General features: G+C 40.1%; 11 protein-coding genes. 3 read left to right on the top strand and 8 right to left on the bottom strand.

The genetic code is table 11. The annotated features are described in order from the left end of the window. Positions 1–4: 4 nt before the first annotated feature. The 8 genes from ATE92_RS10675 to ATE92_RS10710 form a co-directional block, all read right to left on the bottom strand. A complete protein-coding gene (locus tag ATE92_RS10675) occupies positions 5–1,693 on the bottom strand; it encodes a sodium:solute symporter (protein ID WP_100803699.1) in 1,689 nt (562 codons plus the stop codon). Positions 1,694–1,806: 113 nt separating this feature from the next. After that, positions 1,807–4,305, bottom strand: coding sequence for a PIG-L family deacetylase (locus tag ATE92_RS10680; protein WP_100804417.1), 2,499 nt, complete (start codon positions 4,303–4,305; stop codon positions 1,807–1,809). Between the two features lie 57 nt (positions 4,306–4,362). Then, positions 4,363–4,923: a mechanosensitive ion channel domain-containing protein gene (locus ATE92_RS10685; RefSeq protein WP_100803700.1), complete on the bottom strand. Its 561-nt coding sequence runs from the start codon at positions 4,921–4,923 to the stop codon at positions 4,363–4,365. 6 nt (positions 4,924–4,929) lie between these two features. Next, positions 4,930–5,871 carry a septum formation inhibitor Maf gene (locus ATE92_RS10690; RefSeq protein ID WP_100803701.1) on the bottom strand — a complete coding sequence of 314 codons (942 nt, stop codon included), beginning with the start codon at positions 5,869–5,871 and terminating at the stop codon, positions 4,930–4,932. Between the two features lie 34 nt (positions 5,872–5,905). Next, positions 5,906–6,493 carry a Maf-like protein gene (locus ATE92_RS10695; RefSeq protein WP_100803702.1) on the bottom strand — a complete coding sequence of 196 codons (588 nt, stop codon included), beginning with the start codon at positions 6,491–6,493 and terminating at the stop codon, positions 5,906–5,908. 79 nt (positions 6,494–6,572) lie between these two features. After that, positions 6,573–7,487 (bottom strand): geranylgeranylglycerol-phosphate geranylgeranyltransferase, encoded by a 915-nt coding sequence (locus tag ATE92_RS10700; RefSeq protein ID WP_100803703.1) that lies wholly within the window; start codon positions 7,485–7,487, stop codon positions 6,573–6,575. Between the two features lie 17 nt (positions 7,488–7,504). Further along, positions 7,505–8,038 (bottom strand): HAD family hydrolase, encoded by a 534-nt coding sequence (locus ATE92_RS10705; RefSeq protein WP_100803704.1) that lies wholly within the window; start codon positions 8,036–8,038, stop codon positions 7,505–7,507. Beyond that, the gene (locus tag ATE92_RS10710; protein ID WP_100803705.1) at positions 8,022–8,786 is read right to left on the bottom strand and encodes a Rossmann-like and DUF2520 domain-containing protein; all 765 of its coding nucleotides are present in this window, start codon (positions 8,784–8,786) and stop codon (positions 8,022–8,024) included. Before ATE92_RS10710 ends, ATE92_RS10705 begins: the two co-directional genes overlap by 17 nt. Before the next feature lie 153 nt (positions 8,787–8,939). Between ATE92_RS10710 and ATE92_RS10715 the strand changes: the two genes are divergently transcribed. From ATE92_RS10715 to ccsA, 3 genes are all read left to right on the top strand, one after another. Next, complete coding sequence (locus tag ATE92_RS10715; RefSeq protein ID WP_100803706.1) at positions 8,940–9,227, top strand: hypothetical protein; 288 nt, start codon at positions 8,940–8,942, stop codon at positions 9,225–9,227. A gap of 2 nt (positions 9,228–9,229) precedes the next feature. Next, positions 9,230–9,628, top strand: a complete 399-nt coding sequence (locus ATE92_RS10720; protein WP_100803707.1) for a group III truncated hemoglobin — start codon at positions 9,230–9,232, stop codon at positions 9,626–9,628. A 71-nt stretch (positions 9,629–9,699) separates the two neighbouring features. After that, positions 9,700–12,870, top strand: coding sequence for a cytochrome c biogenesis protein CcsA (gene ccsA / locus ATE92_RS10725; protein WP_100803708.1), 3,171 nt, complete (start codon positions 9,700–9,702; stop codon positions 12,868–12,870). Positions 12,871–12,931: the final 61 nt, after the last annotated feature.

The raw sequence follows: 12,931 nt of genomic DNA on the forward strand, positions 1-12,931 counted from the left end.
TTGGTTATTCAGAAGCGTTTTCTTTTTTAGGAAGCATCGATTGCAAAACTATCGCAATCCCCATAACCAGAGCACAACCTGCCAAATTCAGCCATAAATAGGGCATAAGGTCAATCCACCATACATAGATGATGATTGCCTGGGTGATAATTGCGGCTGTAAATACAGCTTTACTTTTCACATATTTAATAAAAAAGGCAAGTAAAAAGATTCCGAGAACATTTCCGTAGAAAATAGAACCAATAATATTTACCAGCTGAATTAAATTATCGAATAGATTAGCAATGCAGGCCACTAAAATAGCGATAATCCCCCATAACAATGTAAACCATTTGGACGCCTTTACATAGTGCTTGTCATCGCGAACACCCACATTCCTTTTGTAAAGATCGATGGTTGTAGTAGAACCCAAGGCATTCAATTCGGAGGCCGTGGAAGACATGGCAGCACTTAAAATTACAGCCAGCAATAGTCCAATTAAGCCTCGCGGCAGATTGTTGAGAATAAAATGAATAAATACATAATCCTTATCATTTGTTTCGGCTTCGGGATTGGCTTTTTTAATGATTGCTTTGGATTGTTCCCGTAATTCATCTTCAGTGACATTGATAATCTGAATCTCTTCTTTCAACAATTCTTTTTCTGAAGCACTGTTTGTCGTTGTAAACGCCAATTGCTTCGAAATAAGTTGTTCGTCCAACGCATTTTTTTCAGTGACCAAATCCTTATACTCCTGTGCATAGGGGGAAGCCATTACATCTTCTACAGCAGCAGGATTAAAGTGTAAAGGGGAGCTGTTAAACTGATAAAAAACAAAAACCATGATTCCTACCAACAATATAAAAAACTGCATTGGAACCTTTAGTAGGCCGTTAAAGATCATGCCCATCTGACTTTGACGCACCGATTTTCCTGAAAGATACCGCTGCACCTGACTTTGATCCGTTCCAAAGTAGGACAGAGCGAGGAAGCTTCCGCCAATAATTCCGCTCCAAAAAGTGTAACGATTGTCAAAATCGAACGAAAAATCCAGAATTTCCATTTTCCCGTTGGCACCTGCAATTTCCAATGCTTTAGAGAAGGTTATGTCTAGTGGTAAATAATTCAGAATTAATAAAAAGGCGATCAACATCCCTGCAAATATCACAGCCATTTGCTGCTTTTGCGTAACACTTACGGCCTTTGTGCCACCACTTACAGTATAGATTATAACTAAAACACCAATAATGACGTTGAGGTAAATAAGATTCCATCCCAACACTGCCGATAGTATGATAGCCGGTGCAAAAATGGTTATTCCGGCTGCCAGTCCTCGCTGAATTAAAAACAAAATTGCTGTTAGCGTACGCGTTTTTAAGTCGAAACGGGTTTCCAAATATTCGTAGGCCGTAAAGACTTTGAGTCGGTGGTAGATTGGAATAAAAACCAAACAGATAACCACCATCGCAATTGGCAATCCGAAATAAAACTGCACAAACCCCATTCCGTCGTGAAACGCCTGTCCCGGAGTAGATAAAAAGGTGATAGCACTGGCCTGAGTAGCCATAACACTTAAACCAATGGTCCACCATTTGGCATCGCTACCCCCTTTGAGGTAGTCGGTCACGTTTTTGCTCCCACGTGTTTTATAGGTCCCGTAAAGAACAATAAAGAGTAGGGTTCCCCCAAGTACAATCCAGTCTATTTGCTGCATATTAGGTATAGTGTTGCATTAAAAAATAGAAGATGACGATGTACAGGGCATTTAAAAGTAATACCACCGTGTATTTCCATTTCCAGACGAACTTTTGATTTTCTTCAGTCATATTAATTTCCTAAGGAGAGTAAATTGGCAAACAGGCGATATGCTCCGGGAACTCCCGCCGGAAGTTCTCTAAAGAAGCTCAATCCTGTGTAAATATAGTGCCCTTTTCCGTATTTGGCGACCAGTAAAGACCCTTTGGTCAAAGGTTCTCCCTTGTCGTGCATTCCCAAAATAGGAGTGAATTCTGCCGCCCACTCATCCGGAAAATAGAGTCCGCGTTCCTGTACCCAGTTTTTAAAATCGTCCTGTGTAATTTTATTTGGGGTGTTCAGGACAGGATGATCGGGTGCTAAAATTTCTACTTCTGAATTTTCATCGGTAACCCGATCGCGAGAGAGTTTAAGGGATAACGGCCCAAAATCGGTATCGTTCATTCCCCGACTCGTATTGTATTGAAGCAGCAAAGTACCTCCGTTTTGCACGTAATTGTTGAGTTCGGTTTGTTTGTAATCCAGTTCGGGAACTGTGTTATAAGCTCTAATTCCAACTACAATCGCATCAAATTGTTGTAAATTCTCTGAAGTTATTTGCGAAGGTTCGATAGTGGTAACGGTATAGCCAATTTCTTTTAAACTTTCGGGGATCGCGTCACCTGCACCGTTTATATAACCAATTTGTTGTCCTTTTTTCTGAATATCAAGTCGCACCACCCGTGCTTCCGAAGGTAATAAAACACTTTGAAACGGAATATGGTCGTAGTCTATTGTAACAAGCTCTTTGTTGTAAAACACATCGCCAATTTGCAATAAAGGCTTGAAATAGCCGTCATTTTGTTCCTTTGGCGGCTGTACAGTAAAGACAAGGGTTTGTTGTTGTCCTTTTTTGGCAATATTGAAAACATGTTGAGCAGGGGAGACCACCCATCCTTTTGGATGCTGAAGTGTGACGGTTCCATTTATATTATCACGGCCCGATTGTACAATTACCGGAATTTCTCTTGAGGCTTCTGTTGCGAAAATGAGTACTTTTTCGGGGATAGAGGAGGTTACATCCGGGATTACTTCAAATGGACGATACACTTCCCCGTCTACAGGATCGTTAAACTTATACACTATGTTACGGTCAAAACTTATTTGTCTTCCCTCAATAGTAAGATGAAACGTCACAGGAAATTGATTGGTCTGTTCAGGCAGACCAATCAAATTAGTATCATCCACTCTATACATTCCCAAGGTGCCTGTTTCACTCAGCCAATAGGGCGCACTGTATTTTGTTGCTGAAAATGTCCCATCGACGCTTTCGAGGGTATAAGGTGTATTTTGAGTTAGGGTAGTGGCTTGCAGTGAAGCAGGAAACACAATTACCGAAGACGCCACCGAGTTAAGTTTTATGGGAACATTCGAACGGTTTATTGCTTCGATGGTCACCTTTACAGCACCCTTAGGGGATATGCTTTGCTCATTTGCCACTGCTTCCAAATACAAGCCGGCACAGTCGGCAATAAGATCTTTAATTTCTTCCATCTTTACCGTTTTCCAGTAGCCTTCGGGAAGTTTTCTAATTAAATCGTATGCTTTTAACAATTCCGAGATACTTGCTGAAGGATTTTTAAAATTGAAATCTTTTTCAACCTTCGCCAAAATGGTTCCAATCGCAGCGCCACCTTCCAAACGAGACCAGGTGGTATTGATTCCGTCGAATAAATTCGATTTGTCTGCGGGGAAATCTCCTGTTAAAAATTCGAGATATTCGGTCTGACTCCCACGTGTTCCGGTACTTCCGAAGCCTTGCGATTTGTGCATGCTTCGGCTTAACGACGCAATTTCGCCGTTCGATAGACCCAATGAAGGATAATAACTTCCGGTTTCAACCTCCACTAAATTGGTTTTATCGGCTTTATCAAAATTCTCCTGACTCCCATAAAACCACCACGAAGTATTAAAAAAGAGGCGCCGGGGTTGCCAGGCACCGTAGGTTTTAACCGTTTCGGGATATTTTGTGGTATCTCCAACCATATCGAATGCGTCAAAACTCAACATGGCAGAAGAAGTATGATGGCCGTGTGTACTTCCCGGACTGCGATGATCAAACCGATTGATAATAATATCGGGTTTAAATTTTCGGATGGCAAGAACCACATCGCCTAAAACTTCGTTTTTATTCCAGATTTCCAAAGTTTCATCGGGATGTTTTGAATATCCAAAATCGTTGGCGCGTGTAAAGATTTGTTGTCCGCCGTCTACGCGTCGGGCAGCCAGTAATTCCTGAGTTCTAATCACCCCTAGCAATTCACGAATTTCGGGTCCTACAAGGTTTTGTCCGCCATCGCCTCGCGTCAAGGAAAGGTAGGCAGTTCGGGCTTTTACATCGTTGGAAAGAAACGAAATTAGACGGGTATTCTCGTCGTCCGGATGTGCTGCAATGTACAATGCCGAGCCCAGAAAATTTAATTTTTGAAGGCTGTGATATATTTCGGAAGCAGAAGGTTTTTGAGGAGATTGGGCGTTTATTGTTGAAAAGCAAAACAATAAAAGAAAGAGAGGAACTAAAAATTTACGCATGTGTACTTCTTTGAATTTTTCTTGTATTCCCAAATATACCCAAATTCAAAAAGGAGATTAATCTATTGGCTGTTCTTTAACATTTTTATCGTCTTCATGCAAAAAGTCATCAATGTGATCGGGTTTTATGACACTTACGCCTTTCTGAAGCATTAAACTATTGGGGTATGTTACAAATTCTCCTTGATTGGTTCGTAATACCAAATGGAATGTTTTTATATCTTCAATTATACCTTCCATCGGAAACTCTTTATCGTGAACTTTGATATAATCTCCAATTTTATATGGAAAGGTAAAAAACATGATTATACCGCTGGTTATATTACTAAGGATAGACCATTGGGCAAAAAATGCGATTCCTATAACTGCAAAAACAGAAGACATTACCCATCCCAAATCACTAAATTCTACTCCCCAAATAAGAATCATTCCCATTATCATAAGAAAGATAATAGCGAAGTCAATGTACTTGAGAATAAGTCCTGTACGGTGTTCTATTCTTTCCGAATTTTTTGCGAAACGCCTTACCAGCATTATTAGAATCAATCGCAATATGATAAATATTACAATATGAGCTGCAGTTTTAATAAGTTGTGGAAGATATTCTTCTAAAAACATTGTCTTTTATTTTATACCAAGTGAATCCCGTAAAATTACATCTTTATTGCTGTTTTGTGTCCAATAGGAGGTACGAATTCGCTTCATTTTTGTAGCGGTTGTTTTTAATCTCAAAGTGTCGTGAGGCTGTGTAGCGTTGGTTTCTTCCCATTTTTCAATTTCGTAAGGAAAGGTACTGTTAAAGTAAATCACCAGTTGTCGCTGCAATTCGGGATAATTGATAGAATACGAGGTAAGAGAATCACCCTGTTTTAAACCGGCAAATGCAGGATATGCATCTAACTTTTTGTGCCGTAATCGCAAGTACTCGAACGATGGAATAATCGAGATATCACCGGTTGGGAGTTCTTCGGGGTTAATACGGATTAGATTCCACAATTCATTTTCCAACCAGGCTTTAGGCAATTTAATGGATTGGTCGGCCTCTCCTTCAAAATAAGAATATGCCTCAATTTCAAAATCATTTTTATTGTTGAGTTGCGCATATACCATACCGCACCATTCCTGCACCGAATTACTCACTTTTAACGCATGCCCCGTGTGTTTTACAGGACTAAATGTGCTGGACATGATAGAATATGGGTAAATGCCGGTGAGAAAGTTTTTCATCTGATTTAATTTCAGTACCGAAATATTTTCTTCAGAATAGTTATTTGCTTTTACCTGCTCCGAAGGCAAAAAGTCTTCCGTTACAAAAATTGTCACTGCGCTCCCTTCCCGTATTTCTCCGTAGCGTTCCTGCGATAGGTCATAAGATGTAATTTCGGCCGTTCCATTGTACCAATACGCTTTAAATTCTTCGCTTAAATTTCGGGGCTTCGGCTCCCTTTTGTCCTTTTTGGAATTTGAAACTCCCAAAGGATCTGTGTCTTTTTCAACAGAATTACAAGATGTTATAAGGGTGAGGAATAAGAATATTACGAGCGTGTTGTAAAGAAGAAATTTCATTAGCATTGGATTTTAACGTAAAAATACTACAAAATCAGCGTAAAGGCAGCCCCATTAACGTTTTGTAAACAAGATGTGTTGGCAATCCCATTACGTTAAAATAGGAACCTTCCAGTCTTTCAATGGCGATATAGCCAATCCATTCCTGTACGCCGTAACTTCCTGCCTTGTCGTAGGGTTGGTAGGTGTTGAGATAGTATTCTATTTCAGCTTCGGAAAGAGATTTAAACCATACTTTGGTTGTGTCGTGAATTGTTTTCTGAAAGTTCTTACTCGTGAAGCAAACAGAGGTGATTACTTCGTGCAATTCCCCGCTTAAATTGCGCAGCATGTTTTTAGCATCCTCAGCATCTTTGGGTTTTCCGATGGCGACTCCGTCCTTCCATACAATAGTATCACTGGTGATTAACACATCATTTTCGGCAAGATCCTCAAAGGCCGAAGCTTTTAATTGTGCGAGATAATCGGTAATTTCAGAAGCCACTAGTGAATCGGGGTAGGATTCTTCAATTTCACGTACCTCAATAGCAAAATCGACATCCAGATCTTTAAAAAATGCCTGCCTACGTGGTGATCCCGAGGCGAGAATTATGTTGTAGTTTTTAAGGTGTGTCTTTAGCATTTTTACCGGGGTTCTGAGTCTTGGGTTATGGAATTTGGTATTTGGTATTTGGAATTTTTCTTGTGTTTATAAAATTGAATCATGCAATTGGAACAAATCTATACAATAGCATGGAACCTATTCCGAAGAACATAATTACTTTTAAAAGCCATGAAAGTTTGGTATAATCCTTCTCTGTTGCCGCACTCCAGGCCTTTGTACAAAAATAAAGTAGTGGGCCTATAATGAACAATAAAAAATATCCAATCACCAGTTGCGAGCTGTACAGGTTTACGTACATATAATAGATGATACCGCACATGGTAAAAACGCCGAGTACAAACACGATCGTAGTCGCTCTTTTTCGTCCAAGGGCTATGGCTAACGAATTTATTTCTCCCTTTTTATCGCCATTGATATCCTGCAGGTCTTTTACTATTTCCCGAATTAAATTCAGTACAAAGGCAAACATTGCAAAATCCAGTAGTATTTTAAAAATGACCCACTGTGACGCCTGATTCTCGGGCACAATCGCAGGCAGCAACTCAAACAGTCCTACAATTAGAATACTCATAGCTACCAGAGCAGAAATTAATACATTTCCGGCAAGAAGCATCGCTTTAATGTAGGATGCATATAAATAGAGAAGAGCAGCAATTATCACAAATAACGCTGCAAAACCGGGTTTTTCGATGCTGTTTGCCAGGTAAAATCCGATGCCGACTCCTGCTGTTGTTAATATTAGGTACCAACGATTGGCAGTGTTTTCTGAAACTTTAGTGCCCACGAGTACTTTAGAGGGTTTATTAATACGATCTATCGCCACATCGTAGATATCGTTGATGACGTTTCCTCCGGCGGCAATGCACAGCGTAGCCATTACTAAGAGGGTAAATTGAGAAGTAGTTAATGTAGTTGCGGCTTCAAAGGGAAGGAAGAGTCCGAATTTTAGGGCCACTTGCATAAAAGCAATTAACAATAGATTAAGCGGACGAATTAGTTTAAGTATATTCATGGACAACGAAACCTCAGTTAATCGTATTTGGCACTGGTTGCACCGTTAGAAAGCCACTTTCCTTGCACTTTCAGTACCTGTTCAATCACATCGCGTACACAGCCTTTTCCGCCATTTTTATGGGACACATACGTAGAAATTTCTTTAATCTCCGGAACGGCGTCCTGCGGACAACAAGGCAGACCTACTTGTTGCATAACTTCCAGATCGGGAATATCATCGCCCATAAACAAAACATTTTCCCGTTTTACATTCGCGCTTTGGAGATATCGGTTTAAAGTTTCGGTTTTGTGGTGGGCGCCTAGATGAATATCGGTTAAGCCCAAACCTTGCAGTCTGTTTCGAACACCTTCATTTGTGCCACCCGAAATAATACACACCTTAAACCCTTGTTCCAAAGCGGTCTTTAGAGCAAATCCGTCTTTGGTATGCATGGTTCTAAACAGCTCGCCGCTTGTTGTTACCTGTATGGTCCCGTCGGTAAGCACCCCGTCCACATCAAAAACAAAGGTGGTAATATGCTGTAAGTATTCTTTATAGCTTTTTTCCATAGGTCTTTTGTATGGCTTGCGTTAGTTGTTGATACAATTCTTTATGCGAACTGTCCTTCAGCAAATGTAAATGTTTTTCAATTGTTTTTAAATCGTTGCGTTTTGCGGGCCCGGTTTGCGCTTCGGAAGGGGTTAGCGTTTCAATTTTGCGGGCTGTTTCAGCAATAAGCGGTTGTAATAAATCGAATTGCAGGTTATTTTCTGAAGTGATTTCATGCCCTACACGATACAAATGATTGACAAAATTATTCACAAACACTGCGGCCAGATGGAGTTTTGCACGTTCTTCCGAATTAATTTCCACCACTTTTTCTGAAATGGTTTCCCCAAGGGTTTTTAAAAGTTTTAAATCGGATGCATTTTCGGCTTCCACACAGATTGGAATTTCCTTAAAATCCACAACCCGCTCCTTCGAAAAAGTTTGCAGAGGATAAAACACTCCGCTTCGGTTTTGTTTCGAAAGTACCTCCATTGCAACGCCACCAGATGTATGAACTACAAGCCTGTTTTTAAATGGTAGCGTTTCCGAAAACGAACCTACAACATCATCCGGGATGCCGATAATATAAATATCTGCTTCTTCTATTTTGGATAATTGTGAGGTAACAGGAATTGATTTCAGAACAGATTTTATTTCAACTTTATTTCTGTTATATATTTGATTAACAGAAACATTGCTCATATTATATAAAGTACTACATAAATGATAGTTGACATTTCCAAATCCTATAAAAACAATTCGAATCATGGGGCGAAGGTAAAACTTTTTGTTGCCTCTTTTAAATTCCCCGTTTTAAAATTATCGGCGGGACTTCATAAAATTTCATAGTGAGTATGATAAATATCATAGAAAAGCAGGTTGTTACAGACGTAAATTTGTTTAAAATTAAACCATACTACTATGAAAGTTGCAACCTTAGATCACTTGTTGGCCGATTTTAAAGAAGATTACTATATGTATATCCCTCTCACCATTATTTTGCAAAGCTGTGTGGGTTCGATTGCAGCCATGTTAATTCTCTCCAATGGTTTCTCTGCGGTCACTTTTATTGAATTAACCTTGTGCGTTTCCTTAAGTATGCTTTACAACGCTGCACTTTTGGCACAATTGAAACCAAAATTTTCATTTGGCTTATTAGTTGTAAGTTTGTTATTGAACACTTTATTTATAATTATCAATTTAATTTAACATTGGAAAAAACCGATTTATCTACCAGAGAAGACGTGGCCTTTTTGGTGACTACCTTTTACGGAAAGGTAAGAGCAGACGCGCTTTTGGGTCCTATATTTAACGGAATTATCAGGGACTGGGAACATCATTTTGAACACCTTAGCGATTTTTGGGAAACGAATCTTTTCTTCAAAAAATCGTATTCGGGAAATCCTATCCTGAAACATATTGAAGTCGATAAAAAAGTAGACGGGAAAATTAATGAATTACACTTTGGAACCTGGCTCAATCTGTGGTTTCAGACCATTGATGAGTTATTTGAAGGCGAAACAGCACAAATAGCAAAGAACAGAGCGCGGAACATGGGAACATTTCTTCATATTAGTATGTTTGAGGCAAGAAAAAGTGAGTCCATTTAATCTATTTCTAACATAAAATTAAGTAGCTTAAATGGTTGTAATTACCTAAATTTGCACCCAAAATTAGCCTCATGCAAAAGAAATTAGCTGCTATCCTTTTTTCAACACGTCTTACCGCTGTCTTATTTTTGGTTTTTGCCGCTGCTATGGCCGCGGGAACATGGTTGGATCGCTTTGCCGAAACATCTCCTACACCTTACACTAGAACTCTTATTTACAACGCATGGTGGTTCGAAGCCATTATGGGAATTTTTGTAATTAACTTTTTGGGAAATATCTTTCGGTTCAGACTTTACAAAAAAGAAAAATGGACAACCCTTTCACTTCACCTTGCGTTTATCTTAATTCTCATGGGTGCTTTTATTACCCGTTATATCGGTTATGAGGGGGTTATTCGTATTCGTGAAGGGGCTACCGAAAACCGAATGCTTTCAGATCAAACCTATCTCACAGCCTTTATCGATGGGGATTACGTGGTGGATGGCGTGCCGCAGCGAAGAAAGGTGGCACCCAAAAAACTATTGCTCTCGGAACGCCTGGACAATGATTTTACTATCACAACCGATTACAATCAGCAACCCGTAACCATTACCTACAAAGATTTTATAAAAAATGCCAAGGAAGGTTTAATTCCGTCCGAAGAAGGGGAAGAGTATTTGAAAATTGTGGAAGCCGGAGATGGAAGCCGACATGATCATTGGATTAAATTAGGCCAGATTACCAATATTCACAATATCCTGTTTGCAGTAAACTTGCCTACCGAAGGGGCTATAAACATAGGATATCACCCGGATGGCAGTTATACCATCGATGCTCCTTTTGAAGGCAGTTTTATGAGAATGGCAGACCAAATGCAGGGCATAGTAGTTAAAGATAGTACGCAGCCGCTACAGCTTCGGTCGTTGTATCAATTGGGAGGCATGTCATTTGTAGTCCCTGAACCGGTAACAAAAGGAAGTTACGGCATTGTTCAAGCTCCTAAAACCGAACCCACCAATCAGGATGCGCTTATTGTAGATGTTGCAACAGGAACTGAAACCAAAACAGTAGAGTTGCTGGGAGGAAAAGGCAACCTGCCCGACCCCGTAAAAACTGAAATAGGAGGGATGTTTGTATATCTCACCTATGGTTCCAAACAATACGATTTGCCTTTCAGCATTACGCTGAACGATTTTATAGCCGACAAATACCCGGGAACCGAGAACAGTTACTCGGCGTTTAAAAGTAAGATTACAGTAAATGATTCTGAAACCGACTTTTTCGATTACGATATTTATATGAATCATGTGCTGGACCATAAGGGCTATCGCTTCTTTCAGGCTTCTTTCGATCCCGATGAAAAAGGAACGGTACTTTCCATCAACAAAGATGCCTGGGGTACCTGGATTACCTACATTGGTTATTTGTTGTTGTATTTCGGACTCATGGCCATCTTGTTCGATCGAAACTCGCGCTTCGGAGCGCTTAAAAGAATGCTCGACAAGGTAAAATCGAAAAAATCGAAGCTATTAACAATGTTTCTGATTTTATTTTCTTTTTCAGGGTTCGCACAAAATAATATAAACCCGAAGCACACCAAAGCGACCAAAACTCAGATAGATTCGGTATTGTTGGCCAATGCGGTTAGTAAGGATCACGCCGCCAAGTTTGCACACCTTATTATTCAGGATAACGGGCGAATGAAGCCCATAAACACCTTTGCCAGCGAATTGTTGCGTAAAGTGAGTAAAAAAGACAGTTACGAAGGTCTGGATGCCAATCAGGTGTTTATATCCATGACCGAATTTCCCGCATTGTGGTCTCAGGTTCCAATTATTGCTTTAAAGCGAGGAAACGACAGCATCCGCCATGTTGTAGGAGCTGCGGAAGATGTTAGTCAAATTTCGTTACTGGATCTCTTCGACGAAAACGCAAACTACAAACTGCAACCCTATCTTGAGGCTGCGACCAAAAAGACGAATCCCAATCAGTTTGAAAAAGATTTTATCAAGGCGCATGAGAACTTTTATGTTTTGAATCAGGCTTTGAGCGGGAGTATTTTGAAAATTTTTCCGTTGCCCAATAGTGAAAACAACAAATGGGTTTCGTACCCCGAATTGAACGAAGCAAATTTCAAAGGAATGGATTCTACAGTAACAAGAACCATTCTTCCTATTTACTTTCAAACACTCAGGGAGGCCCGAAAAACGGGTGATTATACCGAAGCTGAAGAGATTTTAGCGGGAATTACCAAGTTTCAGAAGAAATACGGAGAAGAGGTAATGCCTTCAGAAAATAAAATCAAAGCCGAAATAATATACAATCGGGTCGATTTATTTAACCGCCTGTATAAATATTTTGTGACACTGGGTGCATTGATGTTTCTTTTTATCATCATTCAGATTTTTACCCAAGCAAAAGTGGTTAACAGTATTGTAAAAGTGTTTAAATACATTATTTGGGCTCTTTTTGCACTTATGACGATTGGTTTGGCGATGCGCTGGTATATAAGCGGACACGCCCCGTGGAGTGATGCGTACGAGTCGGTAGTGTATGTGGCATGGGCTACGGTCTTCTTCGGACTCGCATTTGGAAGGAAAAGTGATCTTACTGTCGCATCAACGGCATTTGTGGCATCTATAATTCTATGGGCAGCCCATTTAAACTGGCTAGACCCTGCTATCGCCAACTTACAGCCCGTATTAGACAGTTATTGGTTGATGATTCACGTTGCGGTGATTGTTGCCAGTTATGGCCCCTTTACGCTAGGGATGATTCTAGCGGCTACCACTTTATTGCTTATGTTGCTAACAACAAAGAATAACCATAAGCGAATGGACCTCAATATTAAGGAACTCACCATCATTACCGAAATGAGCCTTACCGTTGGTTTGGTGATGCTTACCATTGGTAATTTCCTGGGAGGCATGTGGGCCAATGAAAGCTGGGGACGTTATTGGGGTTGGGATCCGAAAGAAACCTGGGCATTGATAAGTATTATGATTTATGCTTTTGTAATTCACATGCGTTTGGTTCCGGGCTTACGCGGTAGATGGCAGTTTAATGTTGCGGCAATGTTTGCCTACGCATCCATTATGATGACGTATTTTGGCGTGAATTTCTATTTAAGCGGCTTGCATTCGTATGCGAGCGGAGATGCACCGGCCACACCAACCTTTGTGTACTACATTGTAAGTTTTGCAGTTTTACTGAGTATTGCAGCCTATTTCAGCTATAAAAAATACTACATAAAAAAAGGATAAGCTTTTAACGGCTTACCCTTCTCTTTCTATTTAGTTGGAATAGATTTGGGGATATATTGGG

This window comes from Ulvibacter sp. MAR_2010_11 (genome assembly GCF_002813135.1).
Classification (GTDB): Bacteria; Bacteroidota; Bacteroidia; order Flavobacteriales; family Flavobacteriaceae; genus Altibacter.